Raw genomic sequence first — 21,278 nt, forward strand, 5'->3', positions numbered from 1 at the left:
AAATTTTTATTTTAAACAACCAGATAACACTAAAATATTGAAGGATCAGTATCCAATCAAATTAAGTTTACGTAATTTTGTATTCTTAAAGATAACACATCTTTACAAGAATACCATTGATAAAATTAAATAATACATTGACATCCAATAGCACAATTCTTGAGCTGGCAAAAAGAACTATTGAAAAGGAACGGGATGCTATTGGACATCTGGCCACTTTGTTGGATGAGGACTTTTCCAAGGCGGTAGATTGCATTCTAAATTCCAAGGGCCGCGTTATTATTTCGGGTATTGGCAAGAGTGCCATTATAGCTTCGAAAATCGTAGCCACCCTCAATTCTACAGGGACTCCAGCTATCTTTATGCATGCAGCCGATGCCATCCATGGCGATTTGGGAACGATTCAGGATGAAGACGTGGTTATTTGCATATCAAAAAGTGGGAGTACACCAGAAATAAAAATGTTGGTGCCCCTTATAAAAAGAGGCAAAAATACCTTGATCGGTATGACCGGGAGTCCAGATTCATTTTTGGGCAAACAAGCAGATTTCATCTTGAACACGTATGTTGACAAGGAAGCTTGCCCCAATGACCTGGCACCAACTACGAGTACCACTGCCCAATTGGTCATGGGCGATGCGATTGCCATTGTATTATTGGAGCTTAGAGGATTCAGTGAGGCGGACTTTGCCAAATACCACCCGGGGGGAGCTCTTGGAAAAAGACTGTATTTAAGAGTTGCCGATATTGCCAAGAACAATCAAATCCCCGCTGTTCAGGTAACTACGGAGGTGAAGCAGGTCATTGTCGAGATATCCAAAAAGATGCTCGGTGTCACCGCCGTTTTGGACGGAAAGAATGTGGTGGGAATTGTTACCGATGGTGATATTCGTAGAATGCTCAACAATCACGATAACATTAAGGGGCTTACCGCAGCGGATATTATGTCGACCGAACCTAAAACTATAGAAATGGACACCTTGGCGATAAAAGCCCTGGAACTGATGCAAAAAAAGGGAATATCACAACTATTGGCAATGGACAACGGGGAATACTCCGGTGTGATTCATTTACATAACCTTATTAACGAAGGTATTTTATAATGGCAAAAAACAAGACCTCCCCAGATGAGATGTCCTTTTTGGACCATCTGGAAGAATTGAGATGGCATTTAATTAGATCTACCCTAGCCGTAGTCATCATTGGAATCGTAGCCTTTGTATTTAGCAGGTTCATATTTGATGTCATCATCTTTGGCCCTTTAGATATGGATTTTCCCACGTACAAAGTCTTTTGTGACGCTGCAACCTCCATTGGTATGGAATCGGATTTTTGTAAAGACAAAGTTCCATTTACCATCCAAAGTAGAACGATGTCCGGTCAATTTTCGGCAGATATCTGGACGGCCATTTGGGCTGGTATTATCATAGGGTTTCCCTATATCCTTTTTGAATTGTGGAAATTCATCAGTCCTGGGCTCTACGAAAAGGAACGTAAGCATTCCAAAGGTTTCATCTTCATCGCATCACTCCTATTCTTTCTCGGGGTCTTGTTCGGCTACTATATTGTAGCACCTTTGTCCATAAATTTTTTAGGTTCTTATCAGGTAAGTGATATTGTCCTTAATGAATTTGACCTTGATAATTACATAGGACTTCTTAGATCGGCCGTCTTGGCCTGTGGAATTATTTTTGAGCTTCCAATTATCATCTACTTTTTAACAAAGGTGGGATTGGTAACTCCTGAAATTTTGAAGAAATATCGTAAGATAGCCTTGGTTATCGTCTTGATTATATCGGCCGTCATTACACCACCCGATGTTACTAGCCAAATTATTGTGGCCATACCTGTACTCATTCTTTATCAGGTAAGTATTTACATATCTGCCAGAGTATTGAAAAGGGAAGCAAAAAGGGAAGCTAAACTAAAAAAGAACCATGTCAAATCCAGTTGAGGAATTTAACGCCTATCGTTCAAAAATGAACGAGAAGCTTTTAGCGGACAACAATAAAGTCATCAAACGTATCTTTAATCTGGATACCAATGCCTATGCGCCGGGGGCCCTTGACGTAAAGACCAAGGAGCTATTGGGCCTAGTGGCATCGGCGGTACTTCGGTGTGATGACTGCGTAAAATACCATTTGGAGAGTTCCTTTAGGGAAGGTGCCTCCAAGGAAGAGGTCATGGAAACCTTAAGCATTGCTACTTTGGTAGGGGGAACTATTGTAATTCCCCACTTAAGAAGGGCCTATGAATACTGGGAAACATTGGAGGGAATTCAAGGTTAAAGATTTTATAATTGCTTTTCTCCACCGCCAATTAGGGTTAGATTTGAAGAAATGAAGCTAAGAGCAGAGAATATAATGAAATCCTACCGCGGCCGTCAGGTCGTAAAGGGTATTTCCTTGGAGGTTAATCAGGGTGAAATTGTAGGCCTCTTAGGGCCCAATGGAGCTGGAAAAACCACCTCATTCTACATGATCGTAGGACTCATCAAGCCCAATGGTGGCAGTATCTACCTAGATGACATGGAAATTACCAATTTTCCCATGTACAAACGGGCGCAGAACGGTATTGGCTACTTGGCCCAAGAAGCATCCGTCTTTAGAAAACTTAGTATAGAAAAAAATATTTTAAGTGTACTGCAGCTTACCAAATTAAGTAAGAAGGAGCAACAAATGAAGATGGAATCCCTAATCGAGGAATTTGGTTTGGGACACATCCGTAAAAATCGTGGCGATCTCCTATCGGGTGGTGAACGAAGGCGTACCGAAATTGCGAGAGCCTTGGCGACCGATCCAAAATTTATCTTATTGGATGAACCATTTGCAGGGGTTGACCCAGTTGCCGTAGAAGACATACAGCGCATCGTAGCGCAATTGAAGAATAAGAATATTGGCATCTTGATTACGGACCACAACGTACAGGAAACCTTGGCCATTACGGAACGCTCCTATCTAATGTTCGAGGGAGGAATCCTCAAATCAGGTATACCGGAAGACTTGGCCGCCGACGAAATGGTCCGTAAGGTGTATTTGGGGCAAAACTTCGAGCTAAGAAAGAAGAAGCTGGATTTTTAATTGGGATTGATTTCAACCTCTTCCACTGTAGAATAAAGAATACCCCCCTCTCCTATTCCTTCAATAAAGATTTTTATTCGTTCTATATTTAAGTGATTGAAGGTAAAGGAAGTGCTTCCGTTTTTATCTATTTCTAAATTGGGTTGCCAATCAATTGTCCCAAAGTTGTGAAATGAAGTATTGTTAAGGCTTGCATATTTAGGCACATAAAATTCCTTAACAGGACTAAATCCATTTTTTACAGTATGTTCAAAAAAATCACTACTTACATATTTTCTACCTAAACCTGGGGCATCCTTATCAACACCTTTCTTCGTGTATACCCTAATAACACCCCCAGCAGCACCTTGTTCCCCATTCCCTGACCGATCTATAAAATAGCTTTCCAATCTTCCTGTGGGAAAATCCATTAAAATGTTAAAATCGGAATATGGTATGTCATCTACATATAATCTTGGGGAGAGAGGTATTAATGAGAGTGCGGACGGCCTTTTGGAGGTTATTCTAATGCGGTCATAACCTGTATTGGGTGCTTCCCAGACATTAAATCCGCTAGACCTTATAAGGTCCAATAATCTAGGGTAGTTGCCTTCTGTCTTCTGAGTGACTTTTATCAACCTACCCTCGCTAACAAATGGACTAACATAAATCTCCTCTTCTCTTTGTCCCTCTACAGTAACTTCATTTAGGGCGATGGTATTATCGGGAAGGACAAAATTAAAATTGTTTGAATCACTTAATTGGTATTCGAAAATTGTGCTTAAATATTCCAAAGGACGCTCATGTAGTAAATCCGAGGTTGACCCGTCGTCTATCCTAACATATAAATTAGGTCTTGAAAACCTACCATTCGCATCGATTATCGTAAATTTCAAATTGTCCCCTCTATTCAAAAGAAAATTACTAAGGGTAAAACTACCTGAATCCTCTTTCATCTTAATAATTTGGGGTAGCATTCCCTCACCAGGGTAGAACATGATATTTTCATTTTTTCTTAATTCGAAATTCAATGTCGCTAAAATATCAACTCCAGTCTCAAAACCATATCTGTCTACAGGTGGATTTTCAAAGATATTCTTCCAACTAAAACGGGACCAACCCTGCGTTAATAAAAGTAAATCCAAATCCCTCTCTGTTTTTTCTGAAACGTTGGTGAAATAATATCGGGGGTCTTCTACATGTCCCTTTAAATAAGGGTTTAATAAAAAGGTACTGAAAATATTATTTTGATGCCCGTAGGCCTTGGTATCAGCTGGTAGAATTGAAGCACTTAGATACTGTAGACCCCGTGATTTACCGGGTAAAGATATATTTACCGATACCGAATCCAAACTCAATGATTCCAACGAAGTTGTCAACTCCCCCTTTTTAATCGATTGCCTATTAAATACCAATCTTTCCAATAATGGATTTCCCTCAAAATCCAACAACGTAACTATGTTGGTTCCCGGATGCAATGAATTTGCATCCAAAATATGGGAAACATAGTTTTCACCTTCCGGAAACTCAACATTCATATGCTTTAAAAGTCCGTCCCTATGGAAAATCAAGGTATAAGGCCCATTTCCCATTGTAGCCCTTGTCTCTGGGTTCGTACCCAATAAAACTTGAATGCGACCCGCACCTATTCTCTTAATTGACATTATAACTCCTTTCGATTTGGAATTGGGCAGTAAAAATTTATGTTGAATTCCATTATAATCGTCCAGTGTTGCAGAATATAGGCTACCCTGCACTGGTAAAAGGTCAAACTTTGAATGTCCAAAATCATTGGTTTTAAAAGATGTAATGGAGTCCCCTCGTTCATTTCTAACCACACCAACAACTCCTTTGACCCCGTTTCCATTCGTATTTAAAACCTTCACCCCAACCGTTCCCTGTACCCCAGAAACCAAATGTCCACCCTCAGGAAGAAACTGCACATCTATTTTGTCGCTTTGGTTTTTGTCTATTGTCTTAGAACCCTTAATTACCTCAAATTGTGAAATGAATGAATCATCTTCCCTAAAATTTCGTATCCAGCTTGTAGATGCCTTAATATAGTAAGTACCCTTACCAAAAGTAGAATCAATCATTACCTGTCCCTGTGATAAACCATCCCTGCTAAGAAATAGTTCCTTTTTTACCTGACGGCCCACTGAATCATAAATACCAACGTACAAGTTCAGTGGTTCCTTTAAAAGATTATTTTTCAATCGATTGTAGAGATAACCCTTGAACCAAAGGTGTTCGCCTTGAACAAAAACACTTTTGTTTAAATGAAGAAAAACAGATGCCCTTGGCATACCAAAATATTCCTTAAAAGCAGGTTTTATTTTTTTATCAATACTTAGATTTTGTGCGTTTAAAAAGGTAATACCTGTAAAGGCAACAAAAAACAAAAAAAGAGTAGAACTAGGTCTGAATTTCATCCTGTTTTTTCCCTAAATATAAAAACAGTACCGGTAAGAATATTTTTTTAAGTCTAAGTTTGACAATACTTTAACGTATAGAATTACGCACAAGCAATGCTTCCGTAACAACAAAATATTAAAAGTAGTTTATGTGATTTTAATCTAAACTTCTAAACAATCTTAGAAAAAATATAGTACAATTGCGAGGCTATCTCCAAACTTCTTTCCATGTATTTTTCCGTTTGTTGTTCCGTTCCGTCAAAAGCTTTGGGATCATTGAATGTAAGTGGAATTCTCCGTTCCGCCCCGGGAATATACGGACAATTTTCATCTGCATGCCCACAGGTCATAATAGCCGAAAAATTTGATTCTGGATTAAAAGAATGATCGTAGGTTTTTGAAAAACCGATTATTGGTTGGCTATTAGCTCCATATTTTATGGAATAAATAGGATTATTACCATCCGATAGTTTACTAATCTTAAAACCAGAACTTACCAAGGTTTCCGCAATTTTTGGAAACAGCGCTGTAGCTTCGGTGCCACCAGAATAGCAATAAACATTTGGGATTTCAAAATAAGCGGCGATTGTCTGCGCCCAAATTTGCGACAAATGACTTCTTCTGGAATTGTGGGTACAAACAAAGTTCAGGTCGATATTTTCTCCTTTGTCCTTCTTCTCTTGAATGAAATTAATTAGTATTTGTAAAATTCGTAAGCGATCTGCATCAGGCCTATATCCATTAAGACCTTCAATACATTCTTTTATTTCATTAAACATAGTTATCAAATAATATTATCGCAATATTACGATTATAACTATATGAAATTATGACAACAACAAATGATAACCTTTATTTAATCTCAAAGGTCAAGGTAGCCCAATTGGATTCATAATCCACGACATCGCCTTCCTTCTTTTCCATATGAATTGTGGCCACGTACCACTTTCCTTTTGAGGTGGGCAGAATACTTACCATTCCATTCGCATTTGACTTTACGGAATTTTCGTTGGCATGGGCATCCTGACCCGGCATGGAAGTACTGTAGTGAACCGTATGGTTGGCCAAAGGCTTACCGTTTCGCAACAATTTAAATGCGATCCTGTCTCCCAAGGATATTTCAAAAGGATTGTTCAAGGGTACAAATTCTATGGGATAGCCCAAGGGTTTCATGAAATCAATGGAGGTATTTTCTCCCACCTGCAATAATGCCTTCACATGTTTCGAATACCGTTCCTTTGCCCCATTTTTTGAAATCCCTGCTTGTTTTCTGTCAGCTATGGTACTTTCCAGGCCTTCGTGTTCCAAATATTCATTGAAATCATTGGCGTTCATTTCCAATATCCTGGGCAAAGTGGAGATGCCTGCCACATAGGTGCCCGATTCACCCGTCGTATATTTTAGGTAGGTGATATTGTTTTCACTATAATAATCACTGTTGGATGGTTCAAACTGGTACCCAGGCCCCAAAATTTTGGCCTTTACAATGCGGTCACTTGTAATTTCATTCTCACTTGTATCAAAGGTACCATTGAACAAGTATAGCAATCCCGAAGTATTGGGTTTCAAAAAATGGGAATCAGACTTTAAAAAAAGTTCATGTGAAGAACAAAGTAGCACTAGAGCGAGTAGGGAAAGTGATCGGAATGCGATTTTCATAATATAATATTTTGAACGTTTCATGATTTACGAAGTTATGACATTAAGGGTTTTATTTTAAAGCCGATTTATGATTTATATGCTTTTAAATTGTACAGACCCCAAACCATAAAAAGCAGTTCCAAGACCATGGGAATGAAAAAAGCCAAGGAAAAGCCATCAATACACAGGCCTAATAATCTTCCAAAAGCGATTCCCCCCATAAAAAATACATTATTTAGCGTTGCGGGTTTCCACAAAGATGGCCGGAAGGCTCCCAACAGCCAATAGATGCCCAGTCCAAGATAAATCCCCAAAATAGCCCTGAAGATATTCCTCATGGCCAAAGCTTCAACCTCAAAACCCAATGCCAGAGGCATAACATACGACGGGTGCAGACCGTACGCGAAACCTGCCATGATGACGATTGTTCCGGATATCAACAATTGTAGGTTCCTAGGAAATTTTCCTTTCATCCCTCTTATATAATTTATAGTACCTGTAGGCCGCCAGAGCCCCTATAAAAGAAAACCCGGCAATCATATAAAACACATGTTGATGCCCTTTCAACCCGGGACTCCAATCCAACAATACTCCCATAACAGCTCCGGCAAAAATATCAGGGGTATAACCAATGACCGATATAAGTCCCACCGCTGTCCCCGTCAATACCAAGGGTATCCTACCACTTTCCATAACAGCAAAATAAAGGGCCCGGGCCGCATAAATCCCGGAGGTGACGATTAAAATGGAAAAAAGAAACAAGAAGACCGTTGTATCCACCACAAACCCCAAGGCGAATAGCATGGCACCGAAAAAGGACACAACAAAACTCACAAATAGCCAATAACTTGGTAGGGAACGGTCTGCGATTATTCCGATGCAGACCCCTACCACGGGTCTCACATAAAACAAAAAGGCTCCGGTTTTGGCTGCATCCACTTCATCGTACAACATGATCTTACTGGCATACAAGGAAAAGATATCCGTAAGTTTATAGCCAACATAGGCACAGAGTATGATGACCATCAATAACAAAACCGATGGTAGTTTAAGCACCTGACCAATTTGTGTCATTGATATTTTCTCCAGAACGATTTCCTTTTCCAAGCTCTTTGGCAATTTCATAAAAAACCAGACCATAAAACCCACTAATGCAACTATAGCGGACGAAACCAAGATTACCTTTCGGAACGCGAACCGACTTTCGCCAAGATCGGCAACCTCCAAATTATCGGCCATAAACCAAGAAAAAACTACCACTCCCAAAGTGCCAAAGAAAGCTCCTACAAGTCCTCTTCCCCCGTCCAAAAAGCCATAGGCCTTGCCTTGGGAATTACTTCCGCCCCAAACCCTCGTGGCCTTTATCATGGGAGACCAGAAAAGGAAAATAGTAGTAAAGCCCCAATACCCATATAGTATCTGTAAATAATGAAATTCAGGAAAGGTGGCAAAGTAAAACCCCCCAATGGCCGTCGTCCAAAGACCCATGGCAATTAATTTTTGTGGCGGGTATTTATCCGCCAAGGGCCCGCCAAAAAAATAGGAGACCAAGGCAACCACCCCATAGACCGAAAAGCAGAGACCCAATTCCGTATTGTTTAGTTCGAACACCTTTAATATCGTAGGTCGGAAAACCCGCTGTAGGACAAAGGGCAAAATAAAGACGCTTTCTCCGGCTAAAATAAGTAAGGCCAAGTAATACCAAGGTGCTCTTTTTTCGGTATCCATTACTTTTCTTGAATTGGAATCCAAATTTCCTCTTCGGAATTAGGGTCGTTATTTTTATAATTTTTCCCCAACACTTCAAAGTGCGGTCTATGGTCCAGCCAATATGTAGAAGTTGGCAACCACTGGTTAAAGATGTATTGGAATATGCCAGGATCATTGCTTGACCCTTTGTATTCAAAAACCGCATATTTTCCTGCGGGCAAATCAAAAGAATGCATTCCCTGGGGGATATTAGATACTTCCGAGACTTCCACGGCAGCCCATTTTTCAAATGGCATGTTTGGATCAAATTGCCTAAAAAAGTCTATCGGATAGTTTTGCAGGGAGATAAAATCGGATGAAACCCTATGGGAAATCGTGGGAACACCAGCCCTAAATCCTTCCCAAAGTTCTCTAGTCTTATTGTTGGAAATACTCATGGAGCGGGACACACCAATTAATTTTCTCGCATTTATTTCTTCAATTCTTGGTGTGATCTTCAAAATTTTTGAATTGGATTTAGTTTATCTTACCCCTTTGGGATTTTAATACACTGGCGGTTACGAGCAATTGCCCCACATGACGCTGGCTATGCTCCGCCGCATGAAAAAGGAGCCCCAAAACCGTTGAGGGAAGTTTCTTTCTTCCCACCGATCTCGGCTCCATAAGAATATCTTCAGAAAGGCCCTTAAAATAAGCCAACGCCACTTCCACCTGATCTTTAAATCCTGACTTCAAACCCGTTAGTGTCAATTCTTCCTTGGGCACACCTTCGCTTTTTAGATACTCGAATTGGGCGTCCGTTAGCGGCTCACCTTTCGCATACGTCATCATTCTATCCAATACGCCCGTCATGTGTTGTATATGAAAACCTACGGACGCCCTACCCTCCAATTGATTCCAAAGCAAATCTTGGGGAAAATCCCACAAATAATCATGGATCTCCTTATAGGATTGTAGCAAGGCATGGGCCGCAGGTTGCAAAAATGAGGGTATTCCATCCACAGGTCCTCGCAACCAAAACTCGATAGCATCGCTTTTATCTGTTTTCCCCATTATTACCCATAGAATTTTTCCTGCACCAAGGAGCTAAGAATATAAAACAGGATGATGAATGGAATGGCCAGAAATTTCATGGTGATGATCATGACCAAGCTTATAATCAAGAAAATATAACGCAAGGCATTGTCCTTAAAACTCCAATTTTTAAACTTAAGCGCAAACAATGTGATGTTACAATTGAGCAAATAGGCACTTAAGAGGGTAAGCAGGACCAAAAACCAAGGGTTCAAAATAATGGAGTTGACAGTGTCACTCCCATTGTAAAATAGAATAAGGGGCAAGGAAATGATGAGTAATGCGTTGGCCGGTGTTGGCAGGCCTATGAAGGATGATACCTGGTTTTCATCCAAATTGAAATTGGCCAACCGATAGGCGGACGCCATGGTAATGACAAATCCGAAAAAGGGTAAAAAGGAAATCACATCAACCCCTGATTCTCCAAAAAATGGCGCTCCGTTCATATTCCATCCACCACTCTGCGACATTGCCAACAACTGAAACATGAAGACACCGGGCACCAGTCCACTGGTAATTACATCGGCCAAGGAATCCAATTGAAGTCCCAAGTCACTTTTTACATTCAACAACCGGGCGGCAAGGCCATCAAAAAAATCAAAGAAAATGCCCAATGCCACAAATAGGGCTGCCATTTCCAACCTGTTCAAAACGGCAAAAACTGTGGCCACACAGCCACAAAAGACATTCAATAGTGTAATAAAATTGGGAAGGTGTTTTTGCATGAATGAAAGGTATCAATATTTAGTTCACTACCTCGATTTCGAGTAAAAATAAGATAAATTGGTTATTATTCGCATCTTTGTGAAAGCATCTACTCTTTTCAACTATGTTTCAAAGAAGCGTACCAATATTTCTGGTTTTGTTTTTTGGCTTTGTAGGATTCTCCCAAAAAAACCAGCTTTCACCGGTATCCAAAATCAGTTTGTTGACCGTGGGAACAGGGGAAGAGCTTGCCGCCAAATTTGGCCATAGCGCCATCCGATTTCAGGATCCTACTTTGGGAATCGATGAAGTCTACGGCTATGGAACCTATGATTTTGAGGACCCAAACTTTTATTTGAACTTCACACGGGGAAAATTGGCCTACACTATTTCTAGAATGCCGTTCAACTACTTTCAGCGAAGCTATGAAATTGAAAAACGTTGGGTACGGGAACAGGAACTGGATTTGAACCTAGATCAAAGAACGGCCATTGTAGTCTTTCTGGAAAACAATCTCCTACCGGAAAACAGAAAGTACCAGTATGATTTTTTATTCGATAACTGTGCGACCAGAATACCGTTGGTCTTTGAGAAAACACTGGGCCCTTCCTTGAAGTTCGACTACTCCCAACAAAAGGAGTCGTACACCTTTAGGGAATTGATTCACCAGAATTTAGAGCTCAACTCTTGGTCGAATTTTGGCATCGACTTGGCACTTGGTGCGGTCATAGACAGAAATGCCAACCCTTCTGAACTTATGTTTTTACCGCTGTATGTGTATGAGCAAATGAAACACACTACGTTGGATGGACAAGCCCTAGTGAAAAAAGAGTCGGTTTTGGTGGATGTCCCGCCACAGTCCTATTCCACCCCATTTTTAATATCTCCCATTTTCTGGCTCTCTATGCTGTTATTGCTTGTTGGCTATGTAACTTTTAAAGACTATCGAAATAAAAAAAGAACCAAGTGGCTCGATTTACTTTTATTTTTAAGTACCGGTTTGGCCGGTACTCTTATCGTATTCCTTTGGTTTTTTACGGATCATGATGCCACCAAAACAAATTTTAATCTGTTATGGGCATTTGCACCGAACCTTTTCGTGGCCTTTCTTTTGATTAAAAACTCGGCACCCAACTGGATTCGGCCCTATATCCATTTATTGTTGGGATTACTGCTCCTTACTGTTATAATGTGGCTGATAAAATTTCAGGTTTTTTCAATACTCGTAATATTTATTCTGCTGAGTTTGGCGCTTAGATATCTATTTTTGCTATATCATTTGAAGAAAACGAAATAATTCCTGCCCCTAACTACTAACCCCTAACTCATAGATATTATAGAATGAACCTACTTACCGTTGAAAATATTTCTAAATCCTATGGGGAGCTGGTGCTCTTCCAAGATTTGTCCTTTGGTATCAACAAAGACCAAAAAATAGCACTTATCGCCAAAAACGGTACGGGTAAAACATCGATATTGAATATTCTATCCGGAGGTGATCAGCCAGATTCNCAGGTCAGGTGAACTACCGTAAAAGCATACGGGCTTCGTTTTTGGACCAGGAACCCAATCTAAATCCGGATTTATCGGTTGAGGAGACCATATTCGCTTCGGACAATGAAATTCTAAAGGTAATCTCCAGTTATGAAAAAGCACTAAACAATCCAGAGGACACGGACGCCTATCAAAAGGCCTTTGAAGCCATGGACCGTTTTGAGGCTTGGGACTTTGAAACCCAATACAAACAGATTCTTTTTAAGTTAAAATTGGAAGACCTTAACGCAAAGGTGGGCAAATTATCCGGAGGACAAAAAAAAAGATTGGCCTTGGCCAATGCTTTGATCAATAGACCGGATCTCCTCATACTGGATGAACCTACCAACCATTTGGACCTGGAAATGATAGAATGGTTGGAGGCCTATTTTGCCAAAGAAAATTTCACCTTGTTCATGGTTACGCACGACCGTTATTTTTTGGAAAGGGTCTGTAATGAAATACTGGAACTGGAAAATGGTAAACTCTATTCATATAAGGGCAATTACTCCTATTATTTGGAAAAAAAAGAAGCACGAATAGAGCAAGAATCGGTTGAACAGCACAAAACGGAAATCCTCTACAAAAAAGAACTTTCCTGGATGCGTAGGCAACCTAAGGCCAGGACGACCAAATCAAAGTCCAGAATAGATGACTTTCACACCATTAAGGAAAAAGCGAGCCAACGCAGAAAGGAACATGAGGTTCAATTGGAACTTAATATGGAAAGGATGGGCAATAAGATCATCGAAATCCATAAAGTCTCCAAGTCTTTTCCTGGAAAGGTAATACTTGACAAGTTCGACTATTCCTTTACAAAAGGGGAACGCGTGGGCATTATTGGGAAGAACGGTACGGGCAAATCTACCTTTTTAAATATTCTTACAGGAAAGGACCTACCCGATAGTGGCAAGGTAATTATAGGCGACACCATTAAATTCGGTTACTACACCCAAAAAGGGATTCAAATCAAGGACGGCCAAAAGGTCATTGACGTAATAAGGGAATTTGGAGATTATATTCCGCTGATGAAAGGAAGACAAATCTCGGCCCAACAATTATTGGAGCGATTTCTTTTTGATAGAAAAAAACAATATGACTTTGTTGAAAAATTAAGCGGTGGGGAACGCAAACGGCTTTATCTATGTACGGTTTTGATTCAAAACCCAAACTTTCTAATACTGGACGAACCTACAAACGATTTAGACATCGTGACCCTCAATGTACTGGAAAGCTTTTTGTTGGACTTCCCTGGATGTCTCATCGTGGTGTCCCATGACCGTTATTTCATGGATAAAATCGTAGACCACCTTTTTGTTTTCAAGGGCGAAGGAGTGGTTGAGGATTTCCCTGGAAATTATTCAGATTACAGGGCCTATGAAGACAGCAAGGTGATAGAGCAACGCGAACAAAAGGAAAAATTGGAACCCGAAAAAAACAACTGGAAAGAACCCGAAAAAAACAAACTTTCCTATTTGGAACAAAAGGAGTACAAAAACTTGGAAAATGAAATAAAACAATTGGAATCCAAAAAAGTGGCACTACAGGAAAAGTTTACGGATACTTCCTTAACTGGGGAGGAAATAGAGGCACTTTCCATTGAACTTGGAGAAATCTCGAATACCATAGAACAAAAAACGGAACGTTGGTTTGAACTTGCGGACCAAATGGGTTGATAAACCCCAAAAAATCATATCCCATAAAGGAAGCTCTCGACGAACAACACCTTTTTTTCGGTAAGCTGTTTTTACCAAGGAACCCGTTCATCGAGCGAATTTTACACTTAATCCGAATCATTGCCGGATAACGAGAAACCACTGTTTTTCAACGAATGGGGACCCCCTCAAATACGCTTGCGGTAGTTATAATAATGTAACGAAAGCAAGTCATGAAAACAGTAGCGACCATCTTCTTCATCATCTTCATAGGAACAGCGGCAAGCGCACAGGACAGGAACGAGACCGTTAAGGTCGAGACGATAGAGATGGGCATCGTTACCGAAACCGCTGCTTCAAAAAAAATAGAAAGAAAGCAGGAAGTGACCCGTTTGTACAGGTTCAAGAACTCTAGGGTAAAAAAAGAACTTTCCTTCGCGACCAAGAGGAACAGCCCCAAAATGGCATAACATACTCATATTATCCCCTTGGTGACCCTACCTGCCCAAAGGCAGGTTTGGCGCTACCCCATTCCCAAAAATAAATCACGATATATTCAAAACCCCAACCTGGGTGGCCGTTATCGGAAAAATAAAAGGTATTAGTACATTTGGGGAATTTTGAAAGCCCCTAAGTGTATCAGTTACTTTCGTATTTAAAATTTCTTATTGGCTCCACCAACCAACACGGGGTACATTCTCCCTTTGTATACAATTTCTTGACGAAGGGTCTATATAGGGAAAAGAAAAAGGGTATGAGTGTTAAGGAACATGTGCTAACTACGTCAATTTCTTATTTTAAGTATAAAAGTATTGCATTTGTCTATGCAGACGACTATATTATAAATCGGATAGTTGCTATTTTTGGCGATTTGGAGTTTGACACATTACCACTGGATGTAATTTTTGTTGAAGAAAATGGTAAGGTATTTACCTCCATTTCCAAAGAAAGTTACCATAATGATACGATGCTATTGATAAGCGGAATTTACAAAAACAAACAGCGAAAAGTAGCATGGCAAAACATTAAGGAACTGCCAGAGGTAACTGTCACCATAGATTTATTCCATTGTGGACTGGTCTTTTTTAGACGTGAACAGGCCAAGGAACACTTTAAAGTTAGAATATAATACACTCAATGGCCTATTATGGATAATACAATATACATAGTCTTAGGGGTTGTTTTCGCTATTTATCTGGTAATCACCATTGCCAACAAAAGAAAAAACAAGGAACGAAAGTCGCGTAAGTTCATGGGGGATTACAAGCGTAAAGGAAAAGAGGATTGAAGCTATTCCTTCTCCCTTTTTAAAAATAATTAAAATAGTAAAACATACCGTCAAAAATGAAAATCTACACCAAAACAGGAGATAACGGCATCACATCGCTCTTTGGAGGCACGAGGGTTCCCAAACATCACATTAGAATAGACAGTTATGGAACCGTGGACGAATTAAATTCTTGGCTTGGCCTGATTGCGGGACAGGAAATACCTGAGAATTATAAAGACGAGTTACAGACAATCCAGAAAAAACTCTTTACCGTTGGAGCCATTTTAGCAACAGAACCGCAAAAGGCAACACTAAAAAATGGGCAAGAACGTTTGAATATTGAAAGAATTGGCAGTGATGACATTGTATCCCTTGAAATGTCCATGGATAGTATGGACGAAGTGTTGCCACAAATGACACATTTTATTTTACCGGGGGGACATCCCGCAGTGTCATACTGTCATATTGCGAGAACCGTATGTAGACGGGCAGAAAGAAAAACGACCATTCTATACGAGAACGAACCCTTTGACACGAACGTTCTTACCTATTTAAACCGACTCTCAGATTATCTCTTTGTGTTGGCACGAAAGTTGTCAATGGATTTGGGAGTTAAGGAAATAAAATGGATTCCCGAGAAAAGGGACTAATAAATTCACATTTTAAGCGTTATCAATGTATCAATGCAAAAAATATGTTGATAACTCGGTCTAAATAATCACAAATTATCTTGGCCGTTTCCAATTAAAATTTATTTTTGCAAAAATTTTAAAATCAAACAATTACCATGTATTGGACATTAGAATTAGCATCTTATTTAAGCGATGCACCTTGGCCGGCAAGTAAGGATGAGTTAATAGATTACTCCATCAGAACCGGTGCTCCCTTGGAGGTTGTGGAGAATTTACAGTCCATGGAGGAAGAAGGTGGTGAAATCTATGAATCTATCGAAGAGATTTGGCCAGATTATCCAACTGAAGAAGATTACCTCTGGAACGAGGACGAATATTAATATTCCCATATCACAATAACTACTTAAAAGTCTCCTTGGAGGCTTTTTTTTTATGTAATTTTGGCAGTCTAAAAAAGAAAAACAGTGTTTTTTACATACTGGAACAGCTTTTGAACAAGTGAATTGTCGAAATAATTGTCCATAATGGCAAATGGATCGTAAACGGCACAGGCAATCCTGTTGAAATGGTTTACAAATCAAATTACAAACACATACTATGAGTATTATAAATTCTATACTGAAGGCTTTTGTAGGTGACAAATCCAAGAAAGATGTAAAGGAGCTTCAGCCTTTGGTAGAGCAGATAAAGTCTTTTGAAAGCGAATTCGAGAAATTAAGCCATGATGAACTAAGGAACAAAACGATAGGTTTTAAGCAGACCATTAAGAATTCCTACCAAGATATTACGGATAAAATTAAGGAACTTGAAAAAGAAGTTCAGGAGTCCAACGATATCGACAAAAACGAGGACATCTATGCGGAAATAGACAAGTTAAAGGAAGATGCCTATAAAATATCCGAAGATGCCCTTAACAGTATTTTACCAGAGGCGTTCGCGGTTGTCAAGGAAACGGCCAAACGCTTCGCGGCAAATGAAACAATAACGGTTACGGCTACGGAGAACGATCGAAAATTATCCGGTGAAAAAGAATATGTATCCTTGGATGGCGACAATGCCGTTTGGAAAAATTCTTGGAACGCCGCCGGAAAACAGGTGACTTGGGACATGGTACACTATGACGTTCAGTTGATTGGGGGAATCGCCCTGCACCAAGGAAAAATCGCGGAAATGCAAACAGGTGAAGGAAAGACCTTAGTGGCCACTTTACCACTATATTTGAATGCACTAACCGGTAACGGCGCTCATTTGGTGACCGTAAACGATTACCTGGCGAAAAGGGACAGTGCCTGGATGGCACCAATTTTTGAATTTCACGGACTCTCCGTAGATTGTATAGACCATCACAGACCAAATTCAGACGGTAGAAGGGCCGCATATAATGCCGATATTACTTATGGGACCAACAACGAATTCGGTTTTGATTACTTGAGGGACAATATGGCCCATACCCCTAAGGACCTGGTGCAGCGTCCGCATAACTACGCCATAGTGGATGAGGTGGATTCTGTTTTAGTGGATGATGCCAGAACGCCCTTGATTATATCTGGACCGGTACCTGAAGGTGACAGACATGAATTTAATGAGTTGAAGCCCAAGGTAAGTGAAATTGTTCAAAAACAAAGACAACACTTGACAGGGGTCTTGGCAGAAGCCAAAAAATTAATTGCGGAGGGCAATACAAAGGATGGTGGTTTCCTATTGCTGCGTGTGTATAGGGGCCTACCTAAAAATAAGGCTCTTATTAAATTCTTGAGTGAGGAGGGTGTAAAACAGCTGCTCCAAAAAACGGAGAATTTTTACATGCAGGACAACAACCGTGAAATGCCCAAGGTGGATGAAGACCTGCTTTTTGTCATCGATGAGAAAAACAACCAAATAGAGCTTACGGATAAGGGTGTCGATTATATATCAGGGGAGCAAAACAGGGATTTCTTTGTCATGCCCGATATTGGTGCCGAAATTGCCAAAATTGAACAGCAAAACCTTGACATTGAGGAGGAGGCGGAATTAAAGGAGGAACTTTTCAAGGATTTTACCGTCAAGAGCGAACGTATCCATACCATGAGCCAGTTGTTAAAAGCCTATACCCTATTTGAAAAGGATGTGGAATATGTGGTTATTGACAATAAGGTGATGATCGTGGATGAACAGACCGGTCGTATCATGGACGGTCGTAGATATTCAGATGGTCTTCATCAGGCCATTGAAGCCAAGGAGAATGTGAAGATAGAAGCCCTGACACAAACCTTTGCCACCGTTACCCTACAGAACTATTTTAGAATGTACAGCAAATTGGCAGGCATGACCGGTACGGCCATTACGGAAGCGGGCGAGTTCTGGGAAATCTACAAATTGGACGTCGTTGAAATACCTACAAATAGGCCCATCGCAAGGGATGATAGAAACGACTTGATTTATAAAACCAAGCGCGAAAAGTACAATGCCATCATTGACGAGGTAACTAAGTTAAGTCAGGCCGGAAGACCCGTGCTTATTGGTACTACATCAGTAGAAATATCAGAATTACTTTCAAAATTATTGAGCGTACGCAAGGTTCCGCATAACGTGTTGAACGCCAAATTGCATAAGAAGGAAGCCGATGTTGTTGCAGATGCGGGTAATCCCGGGGTAGTGACCATTGCTACCAACATGGCGGGCCGTGGTACGGATATTAAACTGACCCCTGAAGTTAAAAAAGCGGGCGGATTGGCCATAATCGGTACGGAACGACACGATTCTAGGCGTGTGGATAGGCAGTTACGAGGACGTTCCGGGCGTCAAGGGGACCCAGGAAGCTCTCAATTTTATGTATCCTTGGAAGATAACCTAATGCGACTTTTCGGTTCGGATAGGGTCGCCAAGATGATGGATAAAATGGGCTTGGAGGAAGGTGAGGTCATCCAACACAGCATGATGACCAAATCCATTGAACGAGCGCAGAAAAAAGTCGAGGAGAACAACTTTGGGGTGCGTAAGCGACTTTTGGAGTATGATGATGTAATGAACGCCCAACGTGAAGTAGTCTACAAAAGAAGGCGCCATGCCCTGCAAGGTGAACGGCTTAAAGTGGATATTGCCAATATGGTTTATGATACCTGCGAGGTAATTGTAGAGGGTAACAAAGCTGCCAACGATTATAAAAACTTCGAGTTTGAATTGATCAAATATTTCTCCATGACCTCGCCGGTAAGCGAGGAGGAATTTGGCAAACTCAGTACCCAGGAAATAACCGGTAGGGTATACAAGGCAAGTTACGACCATTATAAGGAAAAAATGGAACGCAATGCCGCCACCGCACTACCCGTAATCAAAAAGGTATACGAGGACAATGCAAATAATTTTGAGCGTATCGTAGTACCCTTTACGGATGGTATCAAAACGCTGAATGTGGTCACCAACCTGCAAGAAGCGTATGAAAGTAATGGTAAGCAATTGGTGACGGATTTTGAAAAGAATATTTCATTGGCCATCATCGATGACTCTTGGAAAACACATCTACGTAAAATGGATGAATTAAAACAGTCCGTTCAATTGGCCGTTCATGAACAGAAAGATCCTTTGTTGATTTATAAGTTCGAAGCTTTTGAACTATTTAAACAAATGATTGAAAAGGTAAATAAGGAAATTGTCTCCTTCCTATTTAAAGGAGAACTACCTTCCGGAAATCCCAATGATATTAGGGAGGCCAGAAACGCTCCACAACGAAAGGAAAAAATACAGACTTCAAAGGAAGAAATACCCAATAGTGACGAACTGGCCGCACAGAATAGGGCGGTGGGACAGACACAAAGACAACGACCATCGGTTACGGAAACCATTATAAGGGAGCAACCCAAAATTGGTAGAAATGAAAAAGTGACCATTAAAAATGTTATGTCGGGAGAAAGTAAAACCGTGAAATATAAACAGGCAGAACCACTCATCTCCAAAGGGGAATGGGTTCTGATAAACGATTAAATCCTTATCCACTTTAAAAAGGGCGCTCAAATGAGCGCCTTTTTTGTTTTCTTCTTTTTTTCCTTTGCTGCAAATATTGAACCCTTAAATATGAGTCCTTTATAAATTTTAAATATCTTTAAAAGGATTGTTTGAATTTATACCATGAAAAATACAAGAAGGGAATTTATTTTCTCTGTTAGCATGTTGGCGGCAAGCAGTGCCTTTCCGGTACACGCATTTGCCTTTAATAAATCAAAAAAACTCAAAGTTGCCCTTGTAGGTACAGGTGTAAGGGGTATTACATTTTGGGGAAAACGTTTGTTGGACGAGTATTCTGAAATTTTGGAATTTGTAGGCCTCAGTGATATAAATCCAAGCCGGTTGGAATATGGCAAGCAATATATAGGAGCTACCTGCCCTACGTTTGCTTCCTTTGAGGAAATGGTTTCAATAACAAAACCAGACCTTGTAATCGTAACCACGAAAGATTCAACCCACCATGAATTTATCATCAAAGGTCTTGAAATGGGCTGCGATGTCCTCACGGAAAAGCCCTTAACCGTTGATGAGGTAAAATGCCAGCAAATACTCGATGCCGAAAAAGCGTCCAACAAAAACCTAATTGTTGGGTTTAATTATAGATGGAGCCCCTATGCCACAAAAATCAAGGAATTGATTGCAAATAAGACGATTGGAAATTTAGTCTCGGTTGACTTTAATTGGTATCTAAATACCTATCACGGTGCTTCGTATTTTAGAAGATGGCATGGTGAAATGGAGAGTAGCGGATCACTTTGGGTCCATAAGGCCACCCATCATTTTGATTTGCTCAATTGGTGGATCGACTCTGAACCCAATGAAGTCTTTGCCTATGGCGACTTGGAGTTTTACGGAAAAAATGGCCCTTTTAGGGGAAAGAATTGTAGAACCTGCGGCCATAAAACCGAATGTGCCTTTTATTGGGACATCAACAAGGATGAATTTTCCAAAAAATTATATGCGGACCATGAACACGAGGACGGATACATAAGGGACAACTGCCTTTTTAGGGAAGACATCAATATTTACGATAAAATGTCTGCCCAAGTAAAATACACGGACAATACGATACTGAATTATTCCCTGACCACCTATTCCCCGTTTGAGGGATGGCGGGTTGCCTTCAACGGAACCGAAGGTAGAATAGAGGCCTGGTTGGATATTCCTTACTATGAGAAAACATCTATCGAGGAAGCTGAAAAACACGCCAACGAAATGGCACAGAACGGCGAGGAAATCGTTGCGAAAAAACCTATTGTAATTCATAAATTGTGGCAAGAGTTTGAAACCGTCCAAGTGGATATGGAAGAAAGCGGTCACGGCGGGGGGGATAAACGCCTTCAAGATAAAATATTCGTCAACCCTAAAGTACCGGACCCCTACGGAAGAACTGCCGGCATAAGGGATGGAGCCATGTCCATATTAATTGGAATAGCAGCGCGGAAGAGTATTCAATCCGGGACCCCCATAAATATATCCGAATTAACGGATTTGAGGCCACAGGAAAGAAGATCATAAGTTTCGGATTATTTTCTTGGAGAAAACAAAATATCTTAGCATGGTGTTAAAAACATACCTAGATTTACAAAGGAAACTTTGATTAC

The 21,278-nt window shown here is 40.4% G+C and carries 20 protein-coding genes and 1 pseudogene; 13 read left to right on the plus strand and 8 right to left on the minus strand.

Annotation, left to right across the window (positions count from 1 at the left end):
- Positions 1 to 137: 137 nt before the first annotated feature.
- Genes DZC72_RS17085 through lptB form a run of 4 tightly spaced genes read left to right on the plus strand, consistent with a single transcriptional unit; the run spans position 138 to position 3,080 of the window.
- On the plus strand, positions 138 to 1,103 hold the full coding sequence (locus DZC72_RS17085; RefSeq protein WP_125224142.1) for a KpsF/GutQ family sugar-phosphate isomerase: 966 nt from the start codon (positions 138 to 140) through the stop codon (positions 1,101 to 1,103).
- Positions 1,103 to 1,954 (plus strand): twin-arginine translocase subunit TatC, encoded by an 852-nt coding sequence (tatC, locus tag DZC72_RS17090; protein ID WP_125224143.1) that lies wholly within the window; start codon positions 1,103 to 1,105, stop codon positions 1,952 to 1,954. Before DZC72_RS17085 ends, tatC begins: the two co-directional genes overlap by 1 nt.
- On the plus strand, positions 1,938 to 2,288 hold the full coding sequence (locus DZC72_RS17095; RefSeq protein ID WP_099543208.1) for a carboxymuconolactone decarboxylase family protein: 351 nt from the start codon (positions 1,938 to 1,940) through the stop codon (positions 2,286 to 2,288). The genes tatC and DZC72_RS17095 overlap by 17 nt, the downstream gene beginning before the upstream one ends.
- Before the next feature lie 51 nt (positions 2,289 to 2,339).
- Positions 2,340 to 3,080, plus strand: a complete 741-nt coding sequence (gene lptB, locus DZC72_RS17100) for an LPS export ABC transporter ATP-binding protein (RefSeq protein WP_099543207.1) — start codon at positions 2,340 to 2,342, stop codon at positions 3,078 to 3,080.
- On the opposite strand, the gene DZC72_RS17105 is transcribed toward lptB, so the two are convergent.
- The 8 genes from DZC72_RS17105 to DZC72_RS17140 form a co-directional block, all read right to left on the minus strand.
- Positions 3,077 to 5,491: a hypothetical protein gene (locus DZC72_RS17105; protein ID WP_125224144.1), complete on the minus strand. Its 2,415-nt coding sequence runs from the start codon at positions 5,489 to 5,491 to the stop codon at positions 3,077 to 3,079. The genes lptB and DZC72_RS17105 overlap by 4 nt on opposite strands.
- A gap of 152 nt (positions 5,492 to 5,643) precedes the next feature.
- A complete protein-coding gene (locus DZC72_RS17110; protein ID WP_125224145.1) occupies positions 5,644 to 6,252 on the minus strand; it encodes a low molecular weight phosphatase family protein in 609 nt (202 codons plus the stop codon).
- A 73-nt stretch (positions 6,253 to 6,325) separates the two neighbouring features.
- Complete coding sequence (locus DZC72_RS17115) at positions 6,326 to 7,132, minus strand: DUF4198 domain-containing protein (protein ID WP_165869344.1); 807 nt, start codon at positions 7,130 to 7,132, stop codon at positions 6,326 to 6,328.
- Positions 7,133 to 7,200: 68 nt separating this feature from the next.
- Positions 7,201 to 7,587, minus strand: a complete 387-nt coding sequence (locus DZC72_RS17120) for a DUF4345 domain-containing protein (RefSeq protein ID WP_125224147.1) — start codon at positions 7,585 to 7,587, stop codon at positions 7,201 to 7,203.
- Entirely contained in the window at positions 7,568 to 8,842 is a 1,275-nt protein-coding gene (locus DZC72_RS17125; RefSeq protein ID WP_125224148.1) for an MFS transporter, read from the minus strand. Before DZC72_RS17125 ends, DZC72_RS17120 begins: the two co-directional genes overlap by 20 nt.
- Positions 8,842 to 9,324: a GyrI-like domain-containing protein gene (locus DZC72_RS17130; RefSeq protein WP_243641772.1), complete on the minus strand. Its 483-nt coding sequence runs from the start codon at positions 9,322 to 9,324 to the stop codon at positions 8,842 to 8,844. The genes DZC72_RS17125 and DZC72_RS17130 overlap by 1 nt, the downstream gene beginning before the upstream one ends.
- 16 nt (positions 9,325 to 9,340) lie before the next feature.
- Positions 9,341 to 9,877 (minus strand): DinB family protein, encoded by a 537-nt coding sequence (locus DZC72_RS17135; protein ID WP_125224149.1) that lies wholly within the window; start codon positions 9,875 to 9,877, stop codon positions 9,341 to 9,343.
- 2 nt (positions 9,878 to 9,879) lie between these two features.
- Positions 9,880 to 10,623, minus strand: coding sequence for a CDP-alcohol phosphatidyltransferase family protein (locus DZC72_RS17140; protein WP_125224150.1), 744 nt, complete (start codon positions 10,621 to 10,623; stop codon positions 9,880 to 9,882).
- Between the two features lie 104 nt (positions 10,624 to 10,727).
- Here DZC72_RS17140 and DZC72_RS17145 point away from each other — a divergent pair, with 104 nt between their 5' ends.
- From DZC72_RS17145 to DZC72_RS17180, 9 genes and pseudogenes are all read left to right on the plus strand, one after another.
- Complete coding sequence (locus tag DZC72_RS17145; protein ID WP_125224151.1) at positions 10,728 to 11,900, plus strand: lipoprotein N-acyltransferase Lnb domain-containing protein; 1,173 nt, start codon at positions 10,728 to 10,730, stop codon at positions 11,898 to 11,900.
- A gap of 44 nt (positions 11,901 to 11,944) precedes the next feature.
- Positions 11,945 to 13,812: pseudogene (locus DZC72_RS17150) on the plus strand (ABC-F family ATP-binding cassette domain-containing protein).
- 212 nt (positions 13,813 to 14,024) lie between these two features.
- Entirely contained in the window at positions 14,025 to 14,261 is a 237-nt protein-coding gene (locus DZC72_RS17155; RefSeq protein WP_125224152.1) for a hypothetical protein, read from the plus strand.
- A 164-nt stretch (positions 14,262 to 14,425) separates the two neighbouring features.
- Positions 14,426 to 14,920, plus strand: a complete 495-nt coding sequence (locus tag DZC72_RS17160; RefSeq protein ID WP_125224153.1) for a hypothetical protein — start codon at positions 14,426 to 14,428, stop codon at positions 14,918 to 14,920.
- An 18-nt stretch (positions 14,921 to 14,938) separates the two neighbouring features.
- Positions 14,939 to 15,079 (plus strand): hypothetical protein, encoded by a 141-nt coding sequence (locus DZC72_RS17860; protein WP_165869345.1) that lies wholly within the window; start codon positions 14,939 to 14,941, stop codon positions 15,077 to 15,079.
- Positions 15,080 to 15,135: 56 nt separating this feature from the next.
- Complete coding sequence (locus DZC72_RS17165; protein WP_125224154.1) at positions 15,136 to 15,711, plus strand: cob(I)yrinic acid a,c-diamide adenosyltransferase; 576 nt, start codon at positions 15,136 to 15,138, stop codon at positions 15,709 to 15,711.
- Positions 15,712 to 15,848: 137 nt separating this feature from the next.
- A complete protein-coding gene (locus tag DZC72_RS17170; protein WP_027064442.1) occupies positions 15,849 to 16,073 on the plus strand; it encodes a DUF2795 domain-containing protein in 225 nt (74 codons plus the stop codon).
- 217 nt (positions 16,074 to 16,290) lie between these two features.
- Positions 16,291 to 19,653, plus strand: a complete 3,363-nt coding sequence (gene secA, locus DZC72_RS17175; RefSeq protein WP_125224155.1) for a preprotein translocase subunit SecA — start codon at positions 16,291 to 16,293, stop codon at positions 19,651 to 19,653.
- 144 nt (positions 19,654 to 19,797) lie between these two features.
- A complete protein-coding gene (locus DZC72_RS17180; protein ID WP_125224156.1) occupies positions 19,798 to 21,192 on the plus strand; it encodes a Gfo/Idh/MocA family oxidoreductase in 1,395 nt (464 codons plus the stop codon).
- Positions 21,193 to 21,278: the final 86 nt, after the last annotated feature.

Origin of the sequence: Maribacter algicola, from assembly GCF_003933245.1 — a bacterium.
Lineage (GTDB): Bacteria > Bacteroidota > Bacteroidia > Flavobacteriales > Flavobacteriaceae > Maribacter > Maribacter algicola.

Bases quoted from the DNA above. Each gene is read 5' to 3' on its own strand.
- DZC72_RS17180 (WP_125224156.1), top strand. From the start codon at position 19,798: ATGAAAAATACAAGAAGGGAATTTATTTTCTCTGTTAGCATGTTGGCG.
- DZC72_RS17860 (WP_165869345.1), top strand. From the start codon at position 14,939: ATGGATAATACAATATACATAGTCTTAGGGGTTGTTTTCGCTATTTAT.
- DZC72_RS17135 (WP_125224149.1), bottom strand. From the start codon at position 9,877: ATGGGGAAAACAGATAAAAGCGATGCTATCGAGTTTTGGTTGCGAGGA.
- DZC72_RS17140 (WP_125224150.1), bottom strand. From the start codon at position 10,623: ATGCAAAAACACCTTCCCAATTTTATTACACTATTGAATGTCTTTTGT.
- DZC72_RS17145 (WP_125224151.1), top strand. From the start codon at position 10,728: ATGTTTCAAAGAAGCGTACCAATATTTCTGGTTTTGTTTTTTGGCTTT.
- tatC (WP_125224143.1), top strand. From the start codon at position 1,103: ATGGCAAAAAACAAGACCTCCCCAGATGAGATGTCCTTTTTGGACCAT.
- DZC72_RS17095 (WP_099543208.1), top strand. From the start codon at position 1,938: ATGTCAAATCCAGTTGAGGAATTTAACGCCTATCGTTCAAAAATGAAC.
- DZC72_RS17155 (WP_125224152.1), top strand. From the start codon at position 14,025: ATGAAAACAGTAGCGACCATCTTCTTCATCATCTTCATAGGAACAGCG.
- DZC72_RS17105 (WP_125224144.1), bottom strand. From the start codon at position 5,491: ATGAAATTCAGACCTAGTTCTACTCTTTTTTTGTTTTTTGTTGCCTTT.
- DZC72_RS17110 (WP_125224145.1), bottom strand. From the start codon at position 6,252: ATGTTTAATGAAATAAAAGAATGTATTGAAGGTCTTAATGGATATAGG.
- secA (WP_125224155.1), top strand. From the start codon at position 16,291: ATGAGTATTATAAATTCTATACTGAAGGCTTTTGTAGGTGACAAATCC.
- DZC72_RS17165 (WP_125224154.1), top strand. From the start codon at position 15,136: ATGAAAATCTACACCAAAACAGGAGATAACGGCATCACATCGCTCTTT.
- DZC72_RS17125 (WP_125224148.1), bottom strand. From the start codon at position 8,842: ATGGATACCGAAAAAAGAGCACCTTGGTATTACTTGGCCTTACTTATT.
- DZC72_RS17170 (WP_027064442.1), top strand. From the start codon at position 15,849: ATGTATTGGACATTAGAATTAGCATCTTATTTAAGCGATGCACCTTGG.
- lptB (WP_099543207.1), top strand. From the start codon at position 2,340: ATGAAGCTAAGAGCAGAGAATATAATGAAATCCTACCGCGGCCGTCAG.
- DZC72_RS17120 (WP_125224147.1), bottom strand. From the start codon at position 7,587: ATGAAAGGAAAATTTCCTAGGAACCTACAATTGTTGATATCCGGAACA.
- DZC72_RS17115 (WP_165869344.1), bottom strand. From the start codon at position 7,132: ATGAAAATCGCATTCCGATCACTTTCCCTACTCGCTCTAGTGCTACTT.